The sequence below is a fragment of the Flavobacterium sp. KH_035 genome (genome assembly GCF_057839565.1).
Genome location: NZ_CM174492.1, coordinates 4,284,138 through 4,309,823, shown reverse-complemented (window position 1 = coordinate 4,309,823; position 25,686 = coordinate 4,284,138). Strand labels below are relative to the sequence as shown.

Here is a 25,686-nt window from a genome sequence, read left to right as displayed (position 1 = left end):
GAAATCGTATAACATTTGGGATAAATGCTAGAGTTCGTTCAATTGCTTAAAATCAAATACGGTAGACGCAGTAAAAAATATACAGAGGGGTATTCCGTATCGGAATAAATGTTGCGAAAGAATATTCGGCTTTGTTGACTTTAGGTGAATAAGAGCCAAATACTACTTCGTAAAAATGAATAGGGAGCGCAATTCCAATAAATTTAGGAACCAGATCACTGGGAGCTGTTTGGTGTACCTTTTCGGTAACTTTATGAAATTGTGCCTTATGTTTGCAGCAATCTTTGCTTTTTTGCTGGTTTTTCGCAACGCATTTCGGGCAAACTTTTCCAACTGGAATATCACCAAACAGATTGGTTTCCTGTTGTACTCCTTTGCAAAAATGAGTTATCGTAGTAAAGCCTGACGACAATACCAGATAAAAAACCGAAAGAAGTATTAAAAGTGCTTTTTTCATAATCAGTTGCAAAGGTTGTTCTATTATGTCATAAAACTGTTGTAAAATTTTGGTTGAATTTTGCAAAATTTATAAATTTAGGCTGATAGAGACTCCAGGTTTAGTTACCGGAAAGTAGAATGTAAATCACTTTATTTGAAATAATATATAAATGAAAAAGTAGAAGTTTATATTCCTCTGATCCTTTCCATATTCGATAAAGAAATAAAATTAGAAATTTGGTAAGAGTTAAAATTCTACCTCAAAAAAATGTTATGACTATACTTTAAGATAAAATTAAAATGATAGTAATTCCTAAACAGTATATTGCAGTATGGGAATAAATTGCTTTTTTCGTGTCAGCTGAAAAAAGATGGTAATTATTAAACTGGATTAGAATGAAATTGAGAAGAAAATCAAAAATGACATTAGAAGACTATTTTGAAAAAAACTTTAATAACGAACAGTTATGGGAATCTAAGCATGAAAATGTAGAATTACTGGTGCAACTGGTAAATTTGATTCGGCCTAAGGACCCCAAAACGATTACTCTGGTTGATCTTTCGGAACTCATTAATCTGCTTCAGGAAAATTCGAATTATCGCAATGGGCTCATGGATTGTATCAACGCTCATTTAGAAAAGAAGAAATTCAATAAGATCCTTTCGGATGCAGGGATTCTTCAGGATGCTAATTTCTTTTTTGAAGTACGCAAGAGGATTTTTGCTAAATTAATTCCTGAGCAGCCGGAAAAAGATACCTTACAATTTATCTTAAATCAGGTGTTTTTTGTCAATACCGACCCAATATGGGTAAAGAAAATACCTAAGAAGCAAATATTAAAGCTATTCTCGTTATTAGAATTTCAAACAATTTATGGATTAGAAACAGAGAGATCATCGCTTACTGAACTCGTTTTTGCAATGGAAGTTATTACTTATCGTATCTGTGGATGTGCGATGGAAACAGATGTAATCCAGATGGTACCCGAATATGAAAATTATGAAAGTCCGTTCCTTGCTTTTCAACGCGAATTACTGCTTATAAATGAGAGATTGCTCGAATCTCCTAAAAATTGTATTGTTGAAGAGGATTTAGGGTATAAACAATTGTTGATCTTGCACAAACAATGCACAGATTATATAGAAACGGCCTTCAGGAACAGTAATAAATTTGGTATCTCATTGCGAGTGAATCAAAGTCTGTTGCGAATCCGCCAACAACTCCAACGCCTGAAAGCATTATTACCACTTTTGATTCAGGGCAAAGAAGAAATTGCTAAAAAAAATACAATTTCGCTCGCCTATAAACTCATTAAATACAATTGCGATAAAAATAATATTCAGAAACTAATTAACGAAAGTACCCAACTGCTATCTTACGAAATAACGCAGCATACAGCCAATACAGGAGAACATTATATCACTAATGGTCGAAAAGAATATTATAAAATGTTATACTCTGCAGCTGGGGGAGGTTTTATAGTAGGAATACTATGTATCATAAAACTTTTACTGGGTAAAGTAGAAACCAGCGGATTTGGACATGTCTTTTTGTACAGCATGAACTATTCTATAGGTTTTATTATAATTTACATCCTTGGATTTACATTGGCAACAAAGCAACCGGCAATGACGGCTTCTGCTTTGGTTAGAGCACTGCAGGAAGGATTTAAACAAAAAACGCAGGACAAAATAGACTATAAGTATAAAGAATTTGCCATATTTTTCGCCAGAGTATTTCGCTCGCAGTTTATTGCTTTTGTAGGGAATGTAATTATTGCCTTTCCGGTTTCATTACTCGGAATCTGGCTTATCGATAAAACGTTTCATTATAACATCGCAAAAGAAAAGTGGCCAACTTTAATCAATGATTTGAATCCAATTTATTCTGCGGCGATTTTCCATGCTGCGATAGCGGGAGTCTTTTTATTTTTATCAGGTATTATTGCGGGAAGTATTGCCAATCGTGATAAACATAATCATATTTACTATCGTATTCAGGAGCATCCGTTACTCAAATTAAGCTTAGGAAAGAATCTGACTAAGAAACTGGCGAAATTATATGAAAACAAATGGGCAGGAATCATTTCCAACTTCTGGTTTGGTGTTTTCATGGGAAGTACAGCCTTCATTGGAATTTTCTTCGGGTTAAACATTGATATCAGACACATTACTTTTGCAAGTGGAAATTTTGCAATGGCTTTGTATGGTGCTGACTTCGGCGTAACCAAATGGATGTTTTTGTGGTCAATTATAGGTATTGGGCTTATTGGTTTAGTTAATTTTATGGTTAGTTTTAGCTTATCACTAGGGCTTGCATTTCGTTCCCGAAACATTCCGCTTTTAGAGTTAAGACTCGTGGCGGGAGCAATCTTCAGGTATTTTTTAAATAAGCCATCACATTTCTTTTTTCCTCCAAAAAACAATACACCATAATATTATTTACAATCAGGAAGGACTCAGGTAAAAGAAAGCAATTCTTTTTGTTCATCTGTACGACTACAAAAAAGAATGCGAGTAAAGCATCTATTTTTACGTGATGTAAAGATTGATTTTTGTTTTACCTGAGTTCTTCCGTTGATTGCATTTTTCTTATGAAATGATTTTAAGTATAATAATTTTCGACCATCTAATCTTTGAATTCTAAAATATCTCCAGGTTGGCACTCTAGTACTTTACAAATGGCCTCGAGAGTACTAAATCTTATGGCTTTTGCCTTTCCGGTTTTTAATATGGAAAGGTTAGATAAGGTTAAATCTACTTTTTCGGAAAGTTCGTTTAATGACATTTTTCGTTTTGCCATCATCACATCTAAGTTTACAATTATTGCCATAGCTTATATTGTTAGTTCGTTTTCTTCTTGTAATTCGATACCTTTTTTGAAAATATAAGCTACAACAAACAGTATTACACCCATGAATAACCAAACGTCAGAACCGGCAATTTGTAGTTGCTGAATGTCTTGTAGTTTAAGACCGCTATTGGATAAATTGTTTACCAGTTCTATTCCCCATGAAGAGAATAAACCAATGCCCAACGATATATAAGCCAGTGTCAGTATAAAATTCCTGAATAAGTTATTAAACGGTGCCGCAATGTTGAGGTTTTTGTTCAGGAAAATTTTTATAATGCAATAAAACAATATTGCTTTTAATGAAGCAGTAATAATAATAACACTGCTAAGTGTTATGTACTGGCTTTGATTATATTGGTACAATTCAGTTAAATCAACTGATTTCCAAAATTTAGCCGCATCATTGGGATTTAGCGTTAGGGTAGCAACTGTTTTTGTCAGTATTCCAACCGCTTCGATACATAATCCAACAAAAATAATCCACGAAAGTACGTGTAATACTTTCAGTATGGTTTGGGTACTAATTTTAATTTCCATAACATTTAGTTTAAAAGTTTTATGTGAAAGTAATAAATATTTATTGATAAACAATAAATTTATACTGAAAAATAATCAATTTTGTAAAATATATTTCAAAAGACTAGTAAAATCAAGGCTTTTGAAACGAAAAAAATCCTCAACTATTTTACAGTTGAGGATATAGTATTTATTCAAGTTTTCTTTTAATGCCGTTTCGTATATTTCATTGACCAAATTATTTCTCTTTTACACCAAAAACTAATAACCACAAACAAATTCCAATTTCACCAAATGTGGCAGGCATACTTATATATTTAGAAATTCCAAGTGTTGAATAATCTGAAATCAAAGTGTTACCTAGAAAGTTGATCAGATACCCAAAACATCCCATCATTAATAGAATTCCGAAAAATTTAGGCAAAAAGCCGGATTTGTAGACCAAATAACCAAAAGGGAATAGCCAAAGCCCCGAAAAGATATGTACTATTCGCATGCCGTTATCGTATTGATTGAGATTTAGCATAACCTGCAATTTGATTTGCTCCAACGATAAACCAAGACTATTATCTGTTAGTAAAGAAAGCACATTAAATTGATTCTGAGCATTCAAAAAGTAAACAGGTACACTTAAAATAGCTAAAAGCGCCATCGTTTTGGCATAACTTTTATCAACGGGTTCGAATAGTTTGTAAAGCTGCAGCACCAAGAAAAAGAAGAAAAGATAACAAGACAATCCGGCTACAATTCCAAATCTAAAAAGCGATTCAGCTGCTTTGATATTATTGTATGTTGTGTTTAAATTATCCCAGACAATAAGTTTAGAAGGGACATAAGCTAAACTGAATATTCCTGTCAGGACTACTGCTAAATAGAGTAGACCTGCAATTCGGGCTGTTTTTTTAGGTGTCTTCATTTGGTTTTGGATTTAAAATAAGACGCCAATAAGTTGATTCTGTTACACGTTCTAAAACTATACTATTTAATAACTAATTCAGAGCTTTCGTTTCCTCTCAATAAAATATTGATTTATGTAGGTACAGTTTGTACTTTTGCCTTTATGAATGATAATTTTACAAATGAATATTTTGGGATAGGGATACAAAATGGTAAAACGCCTGAGAATTTGGGTGTTTTGTGGCGATCTGCTCAAAATTTGGGGGCTACCTTTATATTTACTATCGGCAATCGATATGCCAAACAAGCTTGTGATACCCATGATGCGGTAAAAGCAATTCCTTATTTTCATTACGATACTTTTGAAGCTTTCCTCGAAAATTTACCTAAAGGAGCACGTTTAGTAGGCGTTGAACTAAACGAAAATGCTTCCGACTTAGAGACCTATGAGCATCCAAGACGTTGTGTTTATTTATTGGGTGCGGAAGATCATGGACTGTCTAAAAAAGTAATGGAGAAATGCCATCATTTGGTAAAGTTTAAATCCATAAAGAGTTTAAATGTGGCTGTCGCCGGAACTATTATTATGTACGACAGAAACTTACCAAAACCACGCTCTTAGAATAATTAAAAGTCGGTTGGTTACCTATTAAGTAATAATTACAATGTAATGTCGTATTCTAGAAAAAACAGATAAAATTATAGTGTTTAGATTTTTAAATAGTTTTATGGGTATCAACCCTTTTGACTTTTAAACTTTCGACTTACACATCATATTTTATTGGCGGTTCTTTATTAGGAGACAAAAGTTATCAGTATCAGTTTAAAATTTTTACATCCTTAAAATAATAAAGTATGAAAATACTAAAACCAATCTTTGTTGTATTTTTTCTGACTGTTTTAAGCACCGTTTACGGTCAAAAAGTAGAGGTAGAAAGAGACATTCAAATTATTCCGAAACCAAAGCAATTGGTTCTTAAAGAAGGAAATTTTCAGTTTTCTGCAACGACTAAGTTTGTGGTAAATGGCGACGCTCAGAAAGAAATCGCTACGGTTTTAATAAACAAATTTGGAAGTGCAGCAGGATTTCGTCCTGAAATTTCAAGTATCCTTCCAAAAAGAAATTATGTGCAGTTTAAAGTCGATGCAGCTTTAAAAAACGAAGCTTATTTGTTGGAGGTAAATAAAGAAAACATTGTAATTACGGCAAAAGGAAATGCAGGTTTTATTTACGGTTTAGAAAGCATTCGACAATTGCTTCCGGAAAGTATTGAAAGTAAAAGCATCGTAACAGCTGCGAAATGGGAGATTCCAAATCTAACTATTACAGATGAGCCTCGTTTTCAATGGAGAGGATTAATGTTGGATTTATCGCGTCATTTTTTTGATAAAAACTATATCATTGAGACCATTGATCGATTGGCAATGCATAAAATGAATGTTTTGCATTTACATTTAGTTGACGATCAGGGTTGGAGAATTGAGATTAAAAAATACCCAAAGCTTACAGAAGTTGGAGCCTGGAGAGTCGATCAGGAAAATGCGGCCTGGAATGCAAGATTGGTTACAAATCCGGATGAAAAAGGAACTTACGGAGGCTTTTTGACTCAGGAAGAACTAAAAGAAATTGTAAAATATGCGGCAGCAAAAAATATAGAAATCATTCCCGAAATCGAAATGCCGGCACACGTAAGTTCTGCTATTGCAGCTTACCCTGAACTGGCTTGTTTCAATCAGAGAATTGGAGTTCCGTCGGGCGGATTATGGCCCATTACAGATATTTACTGTGCCGGTAAAGAAACTACTTTCGAATTTCTGCAAGATGTAATTGATGAAGTCATTACCATTTTTCCTTCAAAATACATTCATATTGGTGGTGATGAAGCAACTAAAACCAATTGGGATAAATGTCCGGATTGTCAAAAAAGAATGAAGGATAATGGACTGAAAGACGCTCATGAGCTGCAAAGTTATTTTGTGAAAAGAATGGAGAAATACATCAATTCTAAAGGCAAAAAAATAATTGGCTGGGACGAAATACTCGAAGGCGGTTTGGCTCCCGAAGCTACTGTAATGAGTTGGAGAGGAACGGTAGGAGGGACCGAAGCAGCAAGACAAGGTCATGACGTTATCATGTCGCCGGAATCACCATGTTATTTTAATTTTTATCAAGGACCACAAAACGTCGAGCCTTTGGCTTTTGATGCTTATAATCCACTGAATAAGGTTTACGAGTTTGATCCCGTTGTTGCTACAATGAGCCCACAGGAAGCCAGTCATGTTCTAGGCGGACAAGCAAATTTATGGGCAGAATATATTACAAGTCCAAAAGCTTCTGAGTACATGATTTTTCCGAGACTGGCTGCTTTGTCTGAAGTTTTGTGGAGTACAAAAGAAAATCGCAATTGGAATGATTTTACTTCCAGATTGCCTTCTTTGATGAAACGATATGATTATTTAGGGATCAATTATGCTAAAAGTGCTTATTTGGTTACGGCTACTTCTGTGGCTGATTTAAACCAAAAAGCGATTCAGGTTACACTTAAAAATGAATTTCAAGATTCGGACATTCGTTATGTTTTAGGAGATAAAAACATAGAACATCATGCCATAAAATATGTAAATCCTATTCCGTTTAAAGAAACAACGGTTTTAAAAGCTTCTTTGTTTCAAAATGATAAACCAGTTGGAAGAATATTTACCGATACAATCGTATTTCATAAGGCATTTGGGCATAAGGCTAGTTATTTAACGCCCTATAGCCAAAGTTATAAAGGAGATGGACCTTTTGTAATGGTCAATACCATCAGAGGGTCCAAAAATTTTCATGATGGTCAATGGCAGGCATGGCTGGTTAATGATATGGAAATTGTAATCGATCTTGAAAAAGTACAAAGTATCGAAAAGGTAGCAATTGGAACTTTAGAAAGTCAAGGTGCCGGGATTTATTTTCCAACACAATTAAAAGTTTTAGTGTCAAAGGACAATATTAACTATAAAGAAGTAGGGAAAATCAAACGTCCCTTTGCGGTGAATGTGAATTCGGAGTTGAAAGATTTTAAAATCAATTTTGAAAAACAAGAGGTTAGGTTTGTAAAAGTAATTGCTACCAATTTAAAAAAAGACCCGAGAGGAGGGAGTTGCTGGTTGTTTGTAGATGAGATTTTGGTGGATTAAATCGTTTTATTTATTTTGAATTACAGAATAATTATATCATTAAGTCAAGGGAAACAGTCAGTCTAGAATCTCTGCTTTTTGAAGCCTCTCGACTTTTTAACAACAATTGTAGGTAAATGGCTTTAAAGCTTAAAGGTTTTTATTATAAAATTACCAGTTCAAAATCCTTGGTAGAGCCTTCGAAAGTTTCCTTAGAAGCAATATCTATACCATAGAGATACCTATAATTTGGAATAATTTTTTGATTTGGGACATTTAGAGACTGACGCAAAACAGGAACTACTTGTGTAGCATATCGTTGTAATTGTATGATTCTACCAGTGTTGTGTTTTAAAAAACTTCCTATGGCGAAAGGTGCTTTATTCATAGTATAAAATAGTAATTATGTTATAAAATGCTTTTTTCTACTCTATTATTTTGAATTACTGAATAGCCTGTTTAACTAAGCTCATAATATATTCTAAGTTATGAGTATCACTTACGATGGTTTCATAATCACCATTTCCCCAATGACCTTTTTCTGAAACGTCTTTCATTAAACCTTTTGAATCATCTAGTTCTCCCTTTTTCAGATTAATGAAAATTTTGATTCCTTTTTTTAGAATAACCATATCCGCTATATTTTTATTCTTTTTAAAAGCGATGTATAACTTTTTAGGGACAATTTCAATGTCATCGGTTAAGTTTAAAATGGCATTTTTAAAATTTTCATACAGTTCTTTGATTTCTTCCGATGAGCCGTTTAAATGGTCCTCTTCTGTATAAACTTTAATTTCATCGGTTACCGATTTAATAACGGTACTTTGTTTAGTTAGAGGTTTTATACTTTCGGCCGATTTGGTTTTCTTGATGGGATTAATGCTAATCAAATCATTCTCATAGCGTTTCACTTCCCATAATTCGATAGCAATATCTTTAAAATTGGTAGCCAAACGCTGGTTTTCGGTAAAACCAGGAGACACAAAAACAACCCGGGTTTGCGACCAGTCTATCGAAGTACTGTGAATGGCTTTTTTTAAGGTCTCGTTATAGGTTAAAACAAAATCGGCTTTGTTTTCTAACATCAGACTTAAATAAGTAAAACCCTGATCGACAACACTTATATTTTTATCTCTTTTGTACTCAATAATAACAAATGCTTTCGATTGTGGGTCGTATCCTAACGTATCAATACGCTTCCCTTTGATCACAAATTCTGATTTGACCATTTCTAAACCCATCAACTCAAAAAGATTAGCCTCAAACAAGGTTTGAATTTCTTTTTCCAGTTTAAAAGGTTTTTCTTTTAGACTAATAAGATTACTGTTGTTTTTGGATTGATATAAATTCATGGCAAAATTATTTAGTTCTCAATTTTATGGAGTTTGAATCCATTTTATTTAAAAGGCTAAGTTTATTTTCATTGTGGTTGCTCTCAACATATTTGTTAAAATCTATTTTTTCCTTTAGTATCTAATTCACTAGTACAAATGAAATTATCAGTTTCATCAAAATTTGAAGTGAATTTTTCCTTTTTAATACCAAATCAGAGTAATCAGAATAGCTTCCTCAAAAGTTAATAGAACTTTCATAGCTCTTCAACATAACCTATTACAAATGCATTTTCATTTTCAATTTTAAAATCAACGATAACTTCAAAATCAATTATCACAGAAGACATAATTCTATCTTTATTATCTTCTTCAGATAAGTTGGGGTTTCCATTATTTACTAATTTTTCTTTTAGAATTTCCGGAGTAACTTCATAAACATCAACTTTAAGCTCTCTATCAAGTAAGTTTTCGTTACTTCTGTACAACATGGTAAATGCTTCCTGAAAATTTGCAATTATAAAGCGGTTTCTTAAACTATTATTATTAATTGTAAATACTGGAATACCTTTATAGAAATATTGCGGAATTTCAACAGATTCTGATAATAAGCTTTTAAACTCATTTGTATATAATAAGTTATTATCAATAATGATAGCCGTTATTTCGAATTCTTTGATTTTTGTAATTGAATCTTCAATACCATAAATAAGAGATTCATAAATTGTTGGGACTTTAGCTTCATAAACTTTATTCAAAAAATAAGATTCTTCATCTACATTCATTTGGCGACCATAATCTTCAGTTCCATTAATATTAACATGATGCGGTCCATTAATAAATAAAACTTTTCCATTTTCAAAATAAACTTTATTTCCATTCAATTTGAGTTTATCAGTGCCATGGTACTCAATTTTCTTTCCAAAATGATTAAAAATATCTCTAATGATTTGATTTTTTTTCCACACCTCCAAAAAACGTTTTCTATAATCTGCAATTAATGTATCGTCTAGTTTAGTTGCAGAAATTTCTTTTGCTTTTTTACTAGCAAAAGAAAATTCTAATAAACCCAATTGATTTTTAATATTTTTATCATCAATTTCACCTAAATAAACTTGCCACTTTTCGTTATTCTTAATCTTATCGAGATCTTCTTTAAGTATACTGATTAACATCTCTTTATTTTGCGGATTATCTGATATAATTTCAGAATTTACGTTTATTATTGATAAATTTTTACGTTTTAAGGAGTCTATTACATACCCTTTTGTTATCCAGGATTGTACATTTGGTAGTGAATAAGATCTACCTTCGTCATGTTCTTTGTAATCCCAGGCACTCCAATCGTAAAGTGTTAAACCTTTAATTGAATTCAATTCGGAGAATAAATATTCTATCTCCCAGAAGAAAGTATTTATTTTTTTTGTCTTTTCAAGATGTTGTAAAAAGCTCTTCATTAAATCGAGCTCTATTTCATTTTTTTCATAGAGGAAATAGATCCAATACTTAATCCCCAATAAGGTTTGATTGTAATATATTTGTGATTTCATATCAACAAAAAGGTTATTACTTTTTTCAATAGTAGGACTATCAACAAGGCTTTCAGATAAGGGGAATAGGTCAGGATTAGTTCCCATAAAAATTAAGTTTAGCTGCTCTATGTTCCTTTTAAAACCAGACAGGTCCTTGTTTTTAACAGTTTCAAAGAAAACTCTGTTAAAAGATTTAAAAATTTGATATTTATATTTGTTTATTCTTTCCTTATCTTCATAAGAAGCTTTTTCGAAATCGAAATTTGGAAGTAAAATTGATTCATATAGTCTTTTGCTACATCTGTTTAGAATTATTTTAGATGTCTCATTTTGATTTTTACCAGTTGTAGCTATAATATAGTATTGTTCTACAAGTTTTAAAAAATATATAAACTCACTTATTTTATCTTTTCTAAAAAAATTATTGATGGATTGAAGTATAAATCCATCAATAGAAGAGAAACTATCTTTAGCATCCGATTTTAATGATGCTTTTATCGCTGAAATAATGTTTAACTCTATCTCTTTGCCTATGTTATATTTAAATCTGTTAAGCATATGATTTAGTTTTTATTTGAAGTTCAAAATATTCATCATATATATTTGTGAATTCGGAGACTTGTTTATGATTGTTTTTGGAGGTATGTTCAATTATTTTTTGATTTATGTAATCTAGAACAACTTCAATTGCTAATATATCTGTGCTAGATTTCTCTAGAATGATACATTTATTAAGCTTTTTTATAACTTCTTCATAATTAATAGTCTGGCTATTTCCCAAAATGAAAAAGAAACCATTTTGATTAATTGAAAACTTGTCCTCGTAATTTATATTTATATAGACGTTATGTAGTGGTATCCTATTTTTGAATAATATTTTTTTAACGTTCTCGATTTTTATATCTCGTACGATAGTGCCGGCTGGTAATTTGGCATTTGTATAACTTTTGAATCTGTTTTGATAATAATTACTATAAACACCAAAACCGATTTCGTTAAACGCAATTCCTTTCATATAGTCATCGTTTAAAATTTCGATTAAAAATTTTTTTGATTGAAAACGGAAATCTTTTTTTATGATTTCATATAAGTACTTATCACTGGTATATTGTATCAATCTTGTAAATAGATAACCGATAAAAAATATACCAATCAATATTAAATAAGTTCCCACTAAAAAAATCCTTTTTACGTATTCAATTGGTATTTGACTTTTTAGCGTAGACAGCGTTATGAAAGAAGCAATAAGAGTGAGTACAAAATATGTAATTGAGAAAAAGCGTGAATTTGTAAAAATTAGATTATATATATAACTATCTTTAAAAGCTAAATTAGCAATTAGGAAACCAATTACAGCAAAAGTTACACTTATTAATGTTACTATATTTGTTGTACGATTCTCAATAACTTGTTTTATGTCTTCATCTTTTACGTCTATGAAATTTAAGAAATCGAAATCTATAGTTTGGAGGAAAAAGAAAGCCGAAACAGTAATTATCACAATGTAATACCAATGTTTGAAATGTAAGAAGTGATTTATACATATTTTATGAAAATTCTCGTAAAGAAATGAATTTTCATTTTTCACTCTATTATTGGCTTGATATTTAAGTGTTGAATTTATTTTAGAGAACATAAATAATATTATTTTTTAATTATCACTAGGCCATCATTCCTTTAATAAAAACCTCTACAAACTCCTTCATTTTAGTAATAATTCGATCACCTATTGTGCGGGCTTGTAAAATGCTTGGTCTATTGTCTAAACATTGAAAAACTTCATCTTTTATAGGTTCCCGACCGCTGTAGATGTAAGTGTCAATTAAGGCTTTGAATTGTGCTTTATCAAGATGCTCTTCTTCACAGAGCTTGCCCAATGCTAGAACTTTTTGATCTTGCCAGAATTTTTCAAATTCATCTTCAATAGAATCTCCATCTTTTACAAGTGGCATATTCTCGTCAATAAATTTCTGAATTAATTCCCTTTTGCTTCTTAATTGAATGTCACCACCCATCAAGTCAATTATTACTTTTCTTTGGGCTGTTGCTGTATCGGTAGTTTTAGCATTTTTTAATTGCGCAAGCAATTTTAAGATGTAAGCTACATTGATTTGATCTCTGTGAATTAATTCCAATTCAAAATCAATATCATCCAATATAGAAGTCTTTTGTTTCTGATTGTCTTGTTTTACCTTTTCGTATAAATCAAGATATTTACTTTTATAATCTTCAAATTCCTGTTCGTCAATTGGTAAATCATCCCAGTCAAAATCAGTGTAAGATTGCAATATGTTCATTGCCCGCATTAATTTTCTAAAGGCTTGGACAAATTGTGCCTCATCTTCTTCGCTTTCTAAATTATCTACACTCTCATAAGTTGGGGTTATTTCTCTTAATGCTTTTAATGCTTCATCAAACTTCTCTGCTATTTTTTCGTAATCGGGCATTGTAACTACTTCAATCGCCTCTTTATTCGAAAACAAAGTAATGGCATCATCAGTTGCTTTTTTGAGGTTTCTGAACGATAAGATATTTCCTTGGGACTTCTGTTCTCCTAAAATCCTGTTTGTTCGTGAGTAAGCTTGTATTAAACCATGTTGCTTGAGGTTTTTATCTACATACAGTGTATTCACTTTTTTGGCGTCAAAGCCGGTTAACATCATATTTACAACAATCACAATATCCAAGCGATCTTGCTCATTGTTGAAATTTTCTTTTTCACGATTTTTTAATCGCTTACTAATGTTTTGAAAGTATTTTTCGAATGAAGAGCTGTCTTTGTTGGTAAAACTGGTGCTAAACATAACATTGTAATGGCCTATGTATTTTTCGAGTTTATCTCTCGTGTGACTAGACTCATACAGACTTGCGGGTTCTGCTGCCATATCAAGATCATTATCCGGAATATAATCCTGTGCTTCATCTGAATCTTCATTAGTACCGTAAGTAAAAATAGTTGCGATCCGTAAATCATGTTCTCCTGCCTCTTTCTTTTGCTGAAAAAGATCGTAATACTGAATCAAATTATCGATACTACTTACGGCCAGAAGGGCAGAGTAATCTCTATTAAAGGTTTTTTGATTGTGATAAGCAATAATATAATCAACAATTTTATTGATTCTCTTTTTAGAGTCCAGTACTTCTTGTCTATCAATATCTTCGACTTCGATATCGATAAAAGAATTGCTTTTGTTTTTATATTTCCCAACATACTCAATCCCAAATCGCAAAACGTTTTGATCTCGAATAGCATCGGTAATCACATATTTGTGCAGGCAATTGCCAAATAAATCTTTGGTAGTTCGTTTTCCTAAATCATTTTTAGAAGCGTTTTCAGCAAATATAGGTGTTCCTGTAAAACCGATTAATTGACTTTTGTCAAAGAATTTTGTGATGCGTTCGTGAGTTTCTCCAAATTGAGAACGGTGGCATTCATCAAAGATAAAAACGATTTTCTTATGTCGTAAAGGCTCAATAGCTCCTTTAAAGCGTTCTGAAACTGCATTGTTTAATTTCTGAATGGTAGTTAAAACAAGCTTCGTATTATCCGTTAATTGTTTAATCAGGGATTGTGTATTATCGGTAACATCAACGCTGTCTTTTTTGAAAGCATTGAACTCATTCATGGTCTGGTAATCCAGATCTTTTCTATCCACTACAAAAACTACTTTGTAGACTTGCGGCAGTTCCATTACAATTTGACTTGCTTTAAAAGAAGTCAAGGTTTTACCGGAACCTGTTGTGTGCCAGATATACGCATTGTCATTAGAATTTTTGACTTGGTGAATGATCGCCTCTGTAGCAAAAAACTGATACGGTCGCAATATCATCATTACCTTATGCGTCTCGTTTATCACGATGTAATGAGATATCATTTTACCCAAATGATCAGGATTTAAAAAACTGGCAGTAAACGCAGTTAAGTCGGTGATGTTTTTATTGTTGGCATCTGCCCAATAGAACGTTTGTTTGACTGATTGTAATTTGTTGTTGGCTAAATATTTGGTATTAACACCATTGCTTATTACAAAGATCTGTATGTATTGAAACAACCCATGATTGCTCCAAAAGGAATGCATTTGGTAGCGATTGATTTGATTGAACGCTTCTTTGATTTCAATTCCGGAACGTTTCAATTCAATTTGCACTAAGGGTAAACCGTTTACCAATAGCGTTACATCAAAGCGGTTTTTGTAACTTCCTTCCAGACTTATTTGATTGCTAACCTGATATAAATTCTGTCGACTATCCTCTGTATTAAAAAAGCGAACATAAAAAGAAGTACCGTCTTCTTTATCTAGTTGAAAGCGATCACGGAGTGTTTTGGCTTTTTCAAAAACATTACCTTTTGCCAGGTGATTCAAAATGGCATCAAACTCTTTGACTGTAAAAGTGGTTTGGTTAAAAATCTCGAGTTGGCTTTTTAGGTTAGCAACCAAAGATTCTCCATCTTGTATTTTTACAGACGTAAAACCTAAACCAACCAATTGCTTGATTAAGTTATTTTCTAATGCGGCTTCAGATTGATGACTCATTTGTGATGTTTTTAGGATACAGCTTTCTCTTTGTATTTAAAATCTACTTCCAAACTTTTGCAATAATTTTCAAAGTCTCTTAAATTTTCAATGGCGTTGTCTTCGTCAAAAAAATCTTCCAGCGGATAACTTTTAAAAAGCATTATTTTGTCCTCTGTTTTTTTGTGACCTTCTTTGTCTAAAATAAAATGGTCATCGTCCCAGTCTTTTCCCCATCCATCCCAAGTATTTTTTCCAACTACAAAAATTAATTTTGTTTTAGAATTTTCAACCGCGTCAAAAGAACTAACTTTTGTTTGAAAAACGTTACCCTTTTTTCTTGTTTGAAAGAATCCGGTATCATTTACTATAAATACGGCAAAAGTCTTTTCATCTTTTTTTCCAAAGTTAAATTCGTAAAAATACATGCTAAGCCAATCCCAAGCCCATTGGGTTAATTTTCCCGTACCATTATTTGGACTTCCATTACTGAATTTGGAGTAACCTCCATTATAACTATAACCATAAGAACTTCCAATGAAATCGACTAAATCTAAAATTCTTGTTTGATATTCAAATAAAAGACGATAAGCTTTGCGTACTTCTAATAAGGTATCAGTATTATTTTCTGACATAAGGAAATAGATTTTCTAAAGATTGATTGTGATTTGACTTTTGAACTTTTAAGTTTTTGAGCCACCTTTTTTTGTAGTATTGATGAAGTGCAAAACCATTGATTGAATCTTCAAGAATACGGCTGTAAGCGGCAAAAATACTACTGTCGCTATTTTTAACCCGATTGTTTTGTGAAACTATTTGTTCTAATAATTTCGACCAGTTGGTTTTACAAATCACAACGTTTTTGTCGTGTATGCAGTAATCAGGCTCGTCGTTTATATGGTGTAAACCTCCTAATTGAATAAAATACAAGGGCTTGCCCTCATGATCATATTCATTGTAATAAGCCTGAATTTCATTTTCCATTTGAGCGCTGCTTTGTTGCTTTTCATTGCGTCTTTTTGCTTCAATAATGACATCAAATTCATTGAATCGCAAAAAAAGATCAGGTTCAACAAAATTAGAATTAGAGGTGTTTTTAGATTTCCATTTGTCCCAGAATGAAATAGACAACGCATTACCTGAATCGGCAGGTAATTTATCGTGGTACAGCGAACCCTTAAGAATCGACCAAAACATTCCTACAGGTAAATATTTTAGTGTATCAAAGACTACCGCTGTTAAGCTATCTTCACATGGGCCCAAAGTACCCTTTCTTTTGTGGAAGTATGAAATCATATAATATTATTTTACGCAAGCATTACCCCAAACAAGCCTTTATTAAAGCTCTGTATTTCGTTCATTTGATGTTTCTACTTTTCCTTAGTACCTTATCGGCTAAATTGATTATTCATATTTAACCATTGCCTGACCATAAACCATATAATTAGAATCGTTTTTTGAAATTGACACCCCGCCTTGAGGCTCATATCCTTTTTCTAAATAGTATAGTACACTTTTTTCAAAGTCAGTACGGAAATTTTCAAAATCAAGACTTTTATTATTTTCTATTATGACACTTTCTTTAATTTTTAGCTTCTGCAATTCATTTTTGATAATTGCAATTTTTTTATCAAGCGCGGTAGTTTCTTTCCCCTTTATTTGAACTTTTTTTTGAAGTTCTATTCGATAATATTCGTCCTCATTTTCATTTAAAGAATCATAATAGGTTATTCGTTTTAACGGATGTGAATCATTGTGCTTCTCTTGATAGAATAAAATAGCATCCTCAGATACTTTATAGTTTGAAAAATCTCCAATTGTATTCAAAAGGTGATTGATATAATTAATTACTTCTTGAAGAAGCATTTTTTTGTGTTCAAGAATTAAAATTTCATTATCTAGATTTTTAATATGTAAGGCTACTTTAAGTTCCTCTCCTTTATGTGTTATAGAATAATACGGGGGATCTTCATATTTGACTTTCACAAACTCGACAACAATATAATCTATAATTTTTCTATTCATAAATTACACAAACATTTGCTGCAACAACCCTTTTTTAAACGTTTGCGTTTGGGCTATTTGTTGGTTTACACTTTCTATTTTGGTATCGATACTTGATAAAAAATCGGCAATTTTTTGCTGTTCTAAAACATTAGGGATTTTCATTTTTACCATTGCTAATCGGCCAGTTGAAATACTTAAAACTTTACTTCCTTGTGCAATTGTCATAATTTGTTTGCGGAAATTTGTTGAGCGTACAATATAGCCTGAGAAACCAATATACATTTTGGTTTTATTAGGTCTAGCAAGGAAAGTGTGAAGACCCGCGACAACTTTCTCATTTTGCAGATTAACTATTTCAATTGATTTACCAATGTCTGCATAATCTTCGGATGCATCAGCAATAACTAAATCTCCTTCTTGACAATAACATTCATTTTTTATTTTAGAAATATCAAAATCTGAATTTATAAAAGGAACAGATTCATTATTTATATTAAAAAGTGTTTTAAACTTAGTATGAATATCTCCATAATGGATGTTTTTAACTTCTCCATTTTCATAATTAAGTTTTTCTCGCGAAAGTGAATTGGTAGTGTAAAATGTGAAAATATCTCCAAAATTTTTCTCCTCCCAATCCGGAAAGTCCTCCCCATTCTCATTTTTAAACCGCAATTTACCAGAAAACAATTGCTGCATTACACCTTTTTTGTATTGCTCTAATAATTCCTTTTTGCGAGAAAGTTGCTGGATTTTTTCATCGATCGCACTTAAAAAAAAAGCTATTTTTTGTTGTTCTGGAAAGGTTGGGAGATTAACTTTAATTCTTAAAATATCTGAACCTGGCAAATTAGCTATGGTAGACTTTCTAATATAACTATTGATTTCTTTTTTTGCTTGTCGAGTTTGAAAAAAATATTTGAAGTAGTAAGGGTATCCAAGTTCATTTAGTCTCAATCTGACTCCATATGCACTAGAAAGATAATCAACTTCTTGTTTTCGATAAACACCTGTGGCGCCACATTCAGCAGTTGTAATCATAACGATATCACCCTCCAATAATTTATGAGTGTTTATCATTTTTTCATCTAGTAAAGCTAGTGGAACCTGATCATATCTTATTTCACCATCAATACTAAGATCAGTTCCTCTTATGGTTCTAACATTACCAAGATCACTATAGTCATTAGCATTGAACCTAGGTCCGTAAATATTTGACTGGACGACTTTGCCAAATTTTATTTCTTTAATTTTTTCTTCAAACTCCTGAAACCTTAATTTTGGCACCAAAGTCTTTTTCTTTTCGTTATGTAAAGTCATTGTACTCATTAAAATGGGGTTTCAATTCCTAATTCACTACAAAATGCTGCTATAGTTGCATCGGTAGTTTTGCCAAGTGTTTCCAATTCTCGCAATTCGTTGCTTATAGCTTTTAAATCTATTGCATCTTCCTCTTCAAAAGTATCTACATAACGAGGAATGTTTAAGTTGTAATCATTAGTGGCGATTTCGCTTAAAAGAGCGACATGACTGTATTTGTTTTCAGGTTTACGGTTTTTGTAAGCGTTGATGATTTTGTCAATATCCTCGGTACGCAATACATTTTGTGTTTTTATCTTTTCGTACTGCTGGCTGGCATCTATAAACAAAATGTCTTCGGCATGGGTTCTTTTTTTCTTCAAAACCAAAATACAAGTCGGGATACTCGTTCCGTAAAAGATATTGGCAGGCAAACCAATTACGGCATCCAGATAATTTTTTTCTTTGATCAAATATTGGCGAATGTGTCCTTCGGCAGCACCACGAAACAAAACACCGTGAGGTAAAACCACCGCCATTGTTCCGTTATCGTCTAACTGGTGCACCATGTGTTGTACAAAAGCAAAATCGGCTTTGCTACTAGGGGCAAGTTTTCCGTAGTCGGAGAAACGCTCGTCGTTCATGTGTAAAGGACTTGCGCTCCAATTTGCCGAGAAGGGAGGATTAGCCACAATAGCCTCAAAACGCTGGTCGTAATGCTGTGGGCGTTCTAAAGTATCTTCGTTTTTGATATCAAAACGTTTGTAATGTACGTCGTGCATAATCATGTTCATACGACATAAGTTGTAGGTCGTAGGATTCATTTCCTGTCCGTAAAAAGCGCTAACCTCTTTTACTTCTTTGGCTACACGTAATAACAATGAACCGGAACCACAGGTAGGGTCGTAAACACTTTTTAGTTTGTCTTTACCAACAGTTACCAATTGTGCCAAAATACTGCTTACTTGTTGTGGCGTATAAAATTCTCCTGCTTTTTTTCCCGCTCCGCTGGCAAATTGTCCTATCAAATATTCGTAAGCATCGCCCAGAACATCGCTGTCGGTATTTTCCAGATCAAAATCGATCTCGTCAAGATGAATCAATACTTTTACGATCAATTCGTTTTTATCCGCCTCAGATTTCCCAAGTTTGTGTGAAGTTAAGTCTAGGTCAGAAAATAAGTTTCCAAAATCTTCTTCGCTTTCAGAACCCATTGTACTTTGCTCAATATGTGTGAGTACTTTGGCTAAATCGCCCAGGATAAAATTATTTTTTCCGCCTGCATTTCCTCTTTTGGCTAATTCCGAAAACAATTCTGATGGTTCTAAGAAAAAGCCCAACTTATCAATCGCCAATTGTTTTAATTCTTCCATCAGCAGAGCTTCATCGGCATGCCCTGGAACTTCCTGAAAAGTTAATCCGTCTGGTTGTAGTATTTCGTTAGCGTACAAATCCATTTTTGTACTCAGGTATTTGTAGAAAATAAAACCTAATATGTAATCTCTAAAATCATCGGCATCCATTTTCCCGCGTAGGGTGTTTGCGATATTCCAAAGTTGTTGTTCTAATTTTTGTTTTTGTTCGGCTGCCATTAAGCAATTATTGTTTTTGTATTAAATCGAATATTAAGGAGTGCTAAAATATCGAATATATATGGAAGTCAAAAGAGGAAAACCGTAAAAAAATAAAGAATTCTCTTTCTTCTGAGTTCTTCTAATACTGCTATGATTTTTATTAATTATTTTAAATTTACTGAGACTTTACAGCAGTGTTTTAGCAAAGGGATAAAATAAAAAAGACTGCAATAGCAGTCTCTCGTAATTATAATAATAGAATTCTATTTATTCAGTAGCTTTTCCAAATATTCGATTTTATCTTTTTCAGCTTGCAGTAGGCGTTCGTAAAGTTTTTTATTCTCGTCTACGGATTCAATTAACTTATCAAGTGGGTTGAAAGTACATGTATTATTGTTTCCAAAATTAGCACCCTGACTATTACTGAAGTCATTTTCAGTAAAAGTATTAAAGTAATTAAACACACCTTCTTCTGAAAAGTTCTTAATGGCTTCCACACTTATCCCTAATGCCTTTGCAATCTGAATTAGTTTTTCTTCATCAACGGTTTCGCTGTTTTCTATAATAGAAATGGCCTGTTGGTTGGTTCCTAAAGCTTGTGCCAAAGCTTCTTGTTTCATGTCTTTCAGTTCACGAATACGGCTAATTTTTCGACCTATATGGCTGGGTTTCGTTTGTGTGTTCATAATTCAAAGATAATAATTAAGTATAATAAGAGGCAAGATGTATGAAACATATTTGGTCGTGTACCATACAGCAAAAAAAAGTTGGCGTTTGTGCAATCTATTCTTTTCTTGCGGCTTGTTAAACAAAAGTAAACTTTTTCTTATGATTAATCTTGAGAGAGGTAAATTTATTTAAACATAGTAGAAACTATGTTTCTACTATGTTTGAAAAATAGTAACCACAGATTAATGGGATTAAAAAGATTTAGAAAGTATATTAAAACAAACTACTATGGAGCGAAATGAAATGGAGAATCTGGAAAAATTTAAAAAGCTAACGGCACGTTATTTCCACACCTTAAAGCCGGGGGAAGATCAAACACAAAGTAATACGGCGCAACTGAAGTTTGTCAATTATTATGAGCTGGGTTGCGTGATCACCAATATGCTCAGGTTGTGCATAGTGGCGCTGGATCAGGAGGCGTCTAAGTTTATAGACACAGAGAAGAGTGAAACAATCAATGTGGGGCTTATTCTGGAAACGGTCTTACAGTTGTTTCCTATGGATGAACTTGAATTTTTGAGCGAAGTAAGTCAGTTGCTGGCTGCGGAAACGGTATTAAAAAAAAACGTGGTGTGTATTTTTTTGTAAACACATAGCAACATAGTTTGGTTTGCGTTTATAAGGCGTTTCATTTTATTTAAAGGCACATAGGAAACTATGTGAAAGAAACGTGTTTCTGTTTTGTATTCTTTTATACAGTTTAAAATCTATGTTTCTATGTGTTGAATATTTTTTCATTAATGGCGTCCAGCGGGTCAGGAAAAGTAAAGTTTCATGCATAATTTAAATACCATGCATTTGCTTGCTCATGCTGTGAACATTTTACTATTACATTTTTTTTGTGGCAAAATAAAAATAAAAATTAGTTTTGCCACAACTTCTGTGGCAAAAAGAAAAATAATTTTAAATTTGCCACAGAAGTTGTGGCAAATTTTTTAAAAATAATAAAATTGCCACAGCTATTCATGCAGCAACCCATAAAATTGTAATGATGAAAAAGGAAAAGCAAATAGGAGAACTTTTAGGGATCAAACAGGAAGATATGGCCATGCTGTTGCAGGTTACACGCAGCAACTGGTCGATGTATACATTAGGAAAACGTGATTTGCCTGTGGCTGCCAAACTAAAATTGAGCGAAATGCTTGCTTTTGCCCAGCAATTGAATCCGTCCAGACAGCATAATTTTGAGCATATCGAAACTCAGAAAGCAAAAACAAAAAAGTTTTTAGAAGAGCAATTAATCACCAATAAATACAAACAACAGGTTACGGCGGCTAAACTCGAGAGTTATCAGAAAAAATACGAGGCGGCCCTTATTGCTTTGCAACTAACAGATTTTCTGGCAGGCAAAGAGCAGGAAACCGGAAAAGAGGAAAATAAGGTTTTGGAGGTTATTGAAAATAATGCAAAAAAAGATATTAATAAAAATGGTGTAGACCTTCAGGAGCAGTTTATTCTTAAACTATGGGTACTGCAGCAAGAAGAACTGAAGCTGAGAGAGCGACTATTGAATTTAGAACAAAAAGATTTATGATTTTTGAGTAACGTTTTTTGATTTTAGATGATTGGTTAGGGGATAATTAATAGTAGATAATCTACTTTTTTCTTACAAAAAGTTAAAATTTTTATAAAATAATTCTGACATAAAAATTGAATCGTGATTTTTATTACTATTGTAGTATTAACCTTAAAAATTGTAAAAAACATGGCGTATTCAATTAAAAGAATTACAGAAGCAGCAGACTGCGATGCTTTATTAACGTGGGCAGGGAAAGAGAAAGCAGAATTAACTTTTAAAAAGCTTTCTGAAGATCGTCAGACCACTAAGTTTGAGACTTCTTCTATAGAAGTTGAAGCGATACTTAAGGGGGTAGTTGCCGAACTAAAGGCAGTAGAAGTTGTACTTGGCGTACTACCCGAAGGATCAACTAAGGAAGAAGAGCTTAAAAAGAAGGTGAAGTTAGAATATAAAAAGTTCTTACTCGAAAACCGAAAAGTAAGCTATGGGGTAGTGGCCTTGTTACAAAAAGAACTGGATTTGCAGCGTATCAACAACGAGCTGGAGGAAGTGGAAGAGTTTATCAGTGCTATTACCGCTCATAAAGCTACTTTGTAACAGTTTCTTGGCAAAAGAAAGAGGGTTGTTCTCGCAAGAGACAGCCTTTTTTGTTATAAAAGATTTTAGAGGTTTACGGGTCTATAAAATCGACAATTGTACGATTATCTAATTCGAGATCGATGCGCATGAATTTTTATTCTAGAATCTTTTAGTAATGATATTACCAATAGAGTATTTAAATAAAAGAAGGCACTTATCAAGTGCCTTCTTACTCTTTATAATTTAGTGTTTGCCATTTCCATGTCCTTTTCCATGCCCATTTCCATTTCCTTTTCCATTTCCGTGCCCATTATCTTTATATTCTTTATTGTTTCCTTTCCCCGGTTTTAGACCAATTGTTTTTTGTGGTTTACCTTTGAAACCTTTACCATATTTTACTTTGTGAGTTTTATAATTGTCATATGGAGAATTGCCTCTGTAATCGGTTAGTACCACTTTATATTCATTATAAAGGTCATAATTTCTATAGTTTCGTGGAAGATTTCTAGCTCTGATCCATTTTCCATTACTTATGTAAATGTAGTTGGATGCATTAATGTCGTAGTACATTTCGAGATCCGGTAAATAATAGTAACGGACATCTGTATAACCCGCCGGACCCCATGCTGGAGGTGTTCCAATATTTACATTAACAGATACCTGTGCCTGTAAAGAGCTTACGGCAATGAATGTCATTGCAATAAAGAAGTATTTTAGTGATTTCATGATTTTAAATTGTATTAAATTATTAAGAATCTAAAGTAAAACAAAAATCGAACCTAAAATTAATTGGTGGTACATTTTTATTATAAAGCCGTAATAATAAATTCACTACGTCTGTTCATTTGGTGCTCTTCTTCGGTACAAGGCACTCCATCCGAACATTTGTTTACAAGTTCAATTTCACCGTATCCTTTACCTGTTAATCTCTGTGGTGCTATACCATTTTTAACTAGCCATTGTATGGTAGATTTGGCTCTTCTGTCAGATAGGGCTTCGTTGTATTGAAATGTGGCACGGCTATCTGTATGCGAGCGGATGTCTAGTTTCATTTTTGGATACTGGTTTAAAACATCAAGAATTTTTTCTAGGTCTAAAGCCGCTTCCGGACGAATGTTTGATTTATCGAGATCAAAATAAATCATTTTAATGCCAAAACACTTACCTAAATCATCACCAATGGTTACTTCACAGCCTGATTTTTCTAGCGCTATAGATAAGTTAGTTCTTCCGTTTTCTTTTGCGATTGTAACATTTTCTTCTTTGGTGTAATATTTTTCTTTTTCAGCTCTTAAAAAATAGGTTAGTCCGCATTCGACAGGAAAGGTATAATTTCCGTTTGCATCAGAGTTTCCGGTTGCTATTACTTTAAAGCTGTCTGAGTATAAACTTAGTTTGGTATTGGGCAATACTTCTCCGGTAGCCAGGTCGGTTATTGTACCGTACAATTCCTGAATACAGGTCAAGGGTATTCTTTCTAAAAATTGATAAATATCATCAGAACCCTGTCCGCCATCTTTATTGGAGGTAAAAAAACCTCTTCTCGATTTACTGTCGATTATATAGGAAAAATCATCTTTCGGAGAGTTGACGTCGGCTCCAAGATTTTGAATGTTACTTACATCCGTAGCGCTTAGTTTCCCCACAAAGACATCCAAACCTCCAAGTCCGGGATGCCCGTCTGAAGCAAAGTAAATTTCATTTTGATCGTTTACATAGGGAAAACTTTCTTTTCCTTCGGTGTTAATACCAGGGCCTAAATTCTCAGGAACGCCAAAATCTCCATTGCTGTTAATATTTACTTTGTAAAGATCAGATTGTCCCATTGATCCCGGCATATCCGATGCAAAATAAAGTGTTTTTTCGTCGGGACTTAAAGCAGGATGTGCCGTGCTGTAATTATTACTGTCAAAAGGCAACTCTGTTATATTGGTCCATTCGTCGTTTTCAAATGTAGCTTTGTATATTTTTACTAAAGTAATTTTGCTTTCATTTTTTCCTTTTTTACCATTTATGTAATTGTTTCTCGTAAAATAAACGGTTTTTCCATCTTTTGTAAAAACAGGAGTCGACTCATGGAATTTGGTGTTTATTTTGGATTTGAATTTTTTGGGAGCATTTGGATTAAAATTCTCATCGATATCGGATTGATACAAATTTGTAAAATGCTCACCGGTCCATTTATGAATTCTTTGACTAAAATTACCGGTATCGCGGGCTGAGGCAAATATAATTTTGTGTTGATAGAAAGCCGTTCCATAATCGGAGTATTTACTGTTTATTCCGGCATTTTCGATCGTATAGCGTCCTGAATTGGCTTTTATTTTATCGAGATAATTTTTGTTGCTTTCGTACAGTTTGGCTCTATTATCATTTTTTGACTTTTTATTGAACAGTTCCATTATCTGATTGGCTTTGGCTGTATTTCCGGTAGATTTTAATGCCTGTGCGTATCGATAGTAATATTCAGGTTCTGCCTCGGTATTCATGGCAAATAATTCGCCATACCATTTGGCAGCTTGTTCAAATTGTGAATTGAAGTAAAAGGAGTTTCCCAACTTCTTAAACAGATCTTCAGATCGGTATCCTTTTTCGGCTACCCTTTCATACGTTTTTATTGCATCGATATAGGCATAGTTATCGTATTTTTTGTCTCCGGAAACAATTTTACCCTGTTGCGCAAAACTGTTAGATAAAAAAACACTTATTATGGTGGTGCAAAGGAGTATATATTTTTTCATGAT

Annotated in this window: 23 protein-coding genes; 6 read left to right on the top strand and 17 right to left on the bottom strand. The window is 32.9% G+C overall.

The genetic code is table 11. The annotated features are described in order from the left end of the window. Positions 1-52: 52 nt before the first annotated feature. The gene (locus tag AC3IS6_RS17650) at positions 53-457 is read right to left on the bottom strand and encodes an HYC_CC_PP family protein (protein WP_489161284.1); all 405 of its coding nucleotides are present in this window, start codon (positions 455-457) and stop codon (positions 53-55) included. Between the two features lie 377 nt (positions 458-834). Here AC3IS6_RS17650 and AC3IS6_RS17645 point away from each other — a divergent pair, with 377 nt between their 5' ends. Continuing rightward, on the top strand, positions 835-2,874 hold the full coding sequence (locus AC3IS6_RS17645; RefSeq protein ID WP_489161282.1) for a site-specific recombinase: 2,040 nt from the start codon (positions 835-837) through the stop codon (positions 2,872-2,874). A gap of 193 nt (positions 2,875-3,067) precedes the next feature. Here the strand turns inward: AC3IS6_RS17645 and AC3IS6_RS17640 are convergent, their stop codons facing one another. The 3 genes from AC3IS6_RS17640 to AC3IS6_RS17630 all read right to left on the bottom strand — a co-directional run bounded on the left by AC3IS6_RS17640 (position 3,068) and on the right by AC3IS6_RS17630 (position 4,724). Beyond that, positions 3,068-3,271, bottom strand: coding sequence for a helix-turn-helix domain-containing protein (locus tag AC3IS6_RS17640; protein WP_173967666.1), 204 nt, complete (start codon positions 3,269-3,271; stop codon positions 3,068-3,070). 3 nt (positions 3,272-3,274) lie between these two features. Continuing rightward, positions 3,275-3,829: a hypothetical protein gene (locus tag AC3IS6_RS17635; RefSeq protein WP_395339489.1), complete on the bottom strand. Its 555-nt coding sequence runs from the start codon at positions 3,827-3,829 to the stop codon at positions 3,275-3,277. A 217-nt stretch (positions 3,830-4,046) separates the two neighbouring features. Then, on the bottom strand, positions 4,047-4,724 hold the full coding sequence (locus AC3IS6_RS17630; protein WP_489161280.1) for a DUF4386 domain-containing protein: 678 nt from the start codon (positions 4,722-4,724) through the stop codon (positions 4,047-4,049). A 144-nt stretch (positions 4,725-4,868) separates the two neighbouring features. Between AC3IS6_RS17630 and AC3IS6_RS17625 the strand changes: the two genes are divergently transcribed. Together AC3IS6_RS17625 and AC3IS6_RS17620 are read left to right on the top strand one after the other, a co-directional pair. Further along, on the top strand, positions 4,869-5,327 hold the full coding sequence (locus tag AC3IS6_RS17625) for an RNA methyltransferase (protein ID WP_489161278.1): 459 nt from the start codon (positions 4,869-4,871) through the stop codon (positions 5,325-5,327). A gap of 233 nt (positions 5,328-5,560) precedes the next feature. Then, a complete protein-coding gene (locus tag AC3IS6_RS17620) occupies positions 5,561-7,882 on the top strand; it encodes a beta-N-acetylhexosaminidase (RefSeq protein WP_489161277.1) in 2,322 nt (773 codons plus the stop codon). Between the two features lie 142 nt (positions 7,883-8,024). Here AC3IS6_RS17620 and AC3IS6_RS17615 read toward each other — a convergent pair whose 3' ends face one another. The 11 genes from AC3IS6_RS17615 to AC3IS6_RS17565 form a co-directional block, all read right to left on the bottom strand. Then, positions 8,025-8,249, bottom strand: a complete 225-nt coding sequence (locus tag AC3IS6_RS17615; protein ID WP_489161275.1) for a hypothetical protein — start codon at positions 8,247-8,249, stop codon at positions 8,025-8,027. Between the two features lie 55 nt (positions 8,250-8,304). Beyond that, positions 8,305-9,213, bottom strand: coding sequence for a DUF5655 domain-containing protein (locus AC3IS6_RS17610; RefSeq protein ID WP_489161273.1), 909 nt, complete (start codon positions 9,211-9,213; stop codon positions 8,305-8,307). A 236-nt stretch (positions 9,214-9,449) separates the two neighbouring features. Beyond that, on the bottom strand, positions 9,450-11,282 hold the full coding sequence (locus tag AC3IS6_RS17605; protein WP_489161271.1) for a hypothetical protein: 1,833 nt from the start codon (positions 11,280-11,282) through the stop codon (positions 9,450-9,452). Beyond that, entirely contained in the window at positions 11,275-12,360 is a 1,086-nt protein-coding gene (locus AC3IS6_RS17600; RefSeq protein WP_489161269.1) for a hypothetical protein, read from the bottom strand. Before AC3IS6_RS17600 ends, AC3IS6_RS17605 begins: the two co-directional genes overlap by 8 nt. 25 nt (positions 12,361-12,385) lie before the next feature. Continuing rightward, complete coding sequence (locus AC3IS6_RS17595; protein ID WP_489161267.1) at positions 12,386-15,259, bottom strand: type I restriction endonuclease subunit R; 2,874 nt, start codon at positions 15,257-15,259, stop codon at positions 12,386-12,388. An 11-nt stretch (positions 15,260-15,270) separates the two neighbouring features. Continuing rightward, positions 15,271-15,873, bottom strand: a complete 603-nt coding sequence (locus AC3IS6_RS17590; protein ID WP_489161265.1) for a hypothetical protein — start codon at positions 15,871-15,873, stop codon at positions 15,271-15,273. Continuing rightward, the gene (locus AC3IS6_RS17585; protein ID WP_489161264.1) at positions 15,860-16,534 is read right to left on the bottom strand and encodes a hypothetical protein; all 675 of its coding nucleotides are present in this window, start codon (positions 16,532-16,534) and stop codon (positions 15,860-15,862) included. The genes AC3IS6_RS17590 and AC3IS6_RS17585 overlap by 14 nt, the downstream gene beginning before the upstream one ends. A gap of 108 nt (positions 16,535-16,642) precedes the next feature. Beyond that, a complete protein-coding gene (locus AC3IS6_RS17580; RefSeq protein WP_489161262.1) occupies positions 16,643-17,263 on the bottom strand; it encodes a hypothetical protein in 621 nt (206 codons plus the stop codon). 3 nt (positions 17,264-17,266) lie between these two features. Continuing rightward, positions 17,267-18,571 carry a restriction endonuclease subunit S gene (locus AC3IS6_RS17575; RefSeq protein WP_489161261.1) on the bottom strand — a complete coding sequence of 435 codons (1,305 nt, stop codon included), beginning with the start codon at positions 18,569-18,571 and terminating at the stop codon, positions 17,267-17,269. Then, a complete protein-coding gene (locus AC3IS6_RS17570) occupies positions 18,571-20,133 on the bottom strand; it encodes a type I restriction-modification system subunit M (protein ID WP_489161259.1) in 1,563 nt (520 codons plus the stop codon). Before AC3IS6_RS17570 ends, AC3IS6_RS17575 begins: the two co-directional genes overlap by 1 nt. 245 nt (positions 20,134-20,378) lie before the next feature. Then, positions 20,379-20,801 (bottom strand): helix-turn-helix domain-containing protein, encoded by a 423-nt coding sequence (locus tag AC3IS6_RS17565; protein WP_489161258.1) that lies wholly within the window; start codon positions 20,799-20,801, stop codon positions 20,379-20,381. A gap of 271 nt (positions 20,802-21,072) precedes the next feature. Between AC3IS6_RS17565 and AC3IS6_RS17560 the strand changes: the two genes are divergently transcribed. From AC3IS6_RS17560 to AC3IS6_RS17550, 3 genes are all read left to right on the top strand, one after another. Continuing rightward, the gene (locus AC3IS6_RS17560) at positions 21,073-21,432 is read left to right on the top strand and encodes a hypothetical protein (RefSeq protein ID WP_489161256.1); all 360 of its coding nucleotides are present in this window, start codon (positions 21,073-21,075) and stop codon (positions 21,430-21,432) included. 400 nt (positions 21,433-21,832) lie between these two features. Next, positions 21,833-22,378, top strand: coding sequence for a hypothetical protein (locus tag AC3IS6_RS17555; protein ID WP_489161254.1), 546 nt, complete (start codon positions 21,833-21,835; stop codon positions 22,376-22,378). A 171-nt stretch (positions 22,379-22,549) separates the two neighbouring features. After that, a complete protein-coding gene (locus tag AC3IS6_RS17550; RefSeq protein WP_489161252.1) occupies positions 22,550-22,960 on the top strand; it encodes a hypothetical protein in 411 nt (136 codons plus the stop codon). A gap of 225 nt (positions 22,961-23,185) precedes the next feature. On the opposite strand, the gene AC3IS6_RS17545 is transcribed toward AC3IS6_RS17550, so the two are convergent. Together AC3IS6_RS17545 and AC3IS6_RS17540 are read right to left on the bottom strand one after the other, a co-directional pair. Continuing rightward, the gene (locus AC3IS6_RS17545; RefSeq protein WP_489161251.1) at positions 23,186-23,668 is read right to left on the bottom strand and encodes a hypothetical protein; all 483 of its coding nucleotides are present in this window, start codon (positions 23,666-23,668) and stop codon (positions 23,186-23,188) included. 80 nt (positions 23,669-23,748) lie between these two features. Continuing rightward, a complete protein-coding gene (locus tag AC3IS6_RS17540) occupies positions 23,749-25,683 on the bottom strand; it encodes an OmpA family protein (RefSeq protein WP_489161250.1) in 1,935 nt (644 codons plus the stop codon). Positions 25,684-25,686 lie beyond the last annotated feature (3 nt).

Bases quoted from the DNA above. Each gene is read 5' to 3' on its own strand.
- AC3IS6_RS17650 (WP_489161284.1), bottom strand. From the start codon at position 457: ATGAAAAAAGCACTTTTAATACTTCTTTCGGTTTTTTATCTGGTATTG.
- AC3IS6_RS17645 (WP_489161282.1), top strand. From the start codon at position 835: ATGAAATTGAGAAGAAAATCAAAAATGACATTAGAAGACTATTTTGAA.
- AC3IS6_RS17640 (WP_173967666.1), bottom strand. From the start codon at position 3,271: ATGGCAATAATTGTAAACTTAGATGTGATGATGGCAAAACGAAAAATG.
- AC3IS6_RS17635 (WP_395339489.1), bottom strand. From the start codon at position 3,829: ATGGAAATTAAAATTAGTACCCAAACCATACTGAAAGTATTACACGTA.
- AC3IS6_RS17630 (WP_489161280.1), bottom strand. From the start codon at position 4,724: ATGAAGACACCTAAAAAAACAGCCCGAATTGCAGGTCTACTCTATTTA.
- AC3IS6_RS17625 (WP_489161278.1), top strand. From the start codon at position 4,869: ATGAATGATAATTTTACAAATGAATATTTTGGGATAGGGATACAAAAT.
- AC3IS6_RS17620 (WP_489161277.1), top strand. From the start codon at position 5,561: ATGAAAATACTAAAACCAATCTTTGTTGTATTTTTTCTGACTGTTTTA.
- AC3IS6_RS17615 (WP_489161275.1), bottom strand. From the start codon at position 8,249: ATGAATAAAGCACCTTTCGCCATAGGAAGTTTTTTAAAACACAACACT.
- AC3IS6_RS17610 (WP_489161273.1), bottom strand. From the start codon at position 9,213: ATGAATTTATATCAATCCAAAAACAACAGTAATCTTATTAGTCTAAAA.
- AC3IS6_RS17605 (WP_489161271.1), bottom strand. From the start codon at position 11,282: ATGCTTAACAGATTTAAATATAACATAGGCAAAGAGATAGAGTTAAAC.
- AC3IS6_RS17600 (WP_489161269.1), bottom strand. From the start codon at position 12,360: ATGTTCTCTAAAATAAATTCAACACTTAAATATCAAGCCAATAATAGA.
- AC3IS6_RS17595 (WP_489161267.1), bottom strand. From the start codon at position 15,259: ATGAGTCATCAATCTGAAGCCGCATTAGAAAATAACTTAATCAAGCAA.
- AC3IS6_RS17590 (WP_489161265.1), bottom strand. From the start codon at position 15,873: ATGTCAGAAAATAATACTGATACCTTATTAGAAGTACGCAAAGCTTAT.
- AC3IS6_RS17585 (WP_489161264.1), bottom strand. From the start codon at position 16,534: ATGATTTCATACTTCCACAAAAGAAAGGGTACTTTGGGCCCATGTGAA.
- AC3IS6_RS17580 (WP_489161262.1), bottom strand. From the start codon at position 17,263: ATGAATAGAAAAATTATAGATTATATTGTTGTCGAGTTTGTGAAAGTC.
- AC3IS6_RS17575 (WP_489161261.1), bottom strand. From the start codon at position 18,571: ATGAGTACAATGACTTTACATAACGAAAAGAAAAAGACTTTGGTGCCA.
- AC3IS6_RS17570 (WP_489161259.1), bottom strand. From the start codon at position 20,133: ATGGCAGCCGAACAAAAACAAAAATTAGAACAACAACTTTGGAATATC.
- AC3IS6_RS17565 (WP_489161258.1), bottom strand. From the start codon at position 20,801: ATGAACACACAAACGAAACCCAGCCATATAGGTCGAAAAATTAGCCGT.
- AC3IS6_RS17560 (WP_489161256.1), top strand. From the start codon at position 21,073: ATGGAGCGAAATGAAATGGAGAATCTGGAAAAATTTAAAAAGCTAACG.
- AC3IS6_RS17555 (WP_489161254.1), top strand. From the start codon at position 21,833: ATGATGAAAAAGGAAAAGCAAATAGGAGAACTTTTAGGGATCAAACAG.
- AC3IS6_RS17550 (WP_489161252.1), top strand. From the start codon at position 22,550: ATGGCGTATTCAATTAAAAGAATTACAGAAGCAGCAGACTGCGATGCT.
- AC3IS6_RS17545 (WP_489161251.1), bottom strand. From the start codon at position 23,668: ATGAAATCACTAAAATACTTCTTTATTGCAATGACATTCATTGCCGTA.
- AC3IS6_RS17540 (WP_489161250.1), bottom strand. From the start codon at position 25,683: ATGAAAAAATATATACTCCTTTGCACCACCATAATAAGTGTTTTTTTA.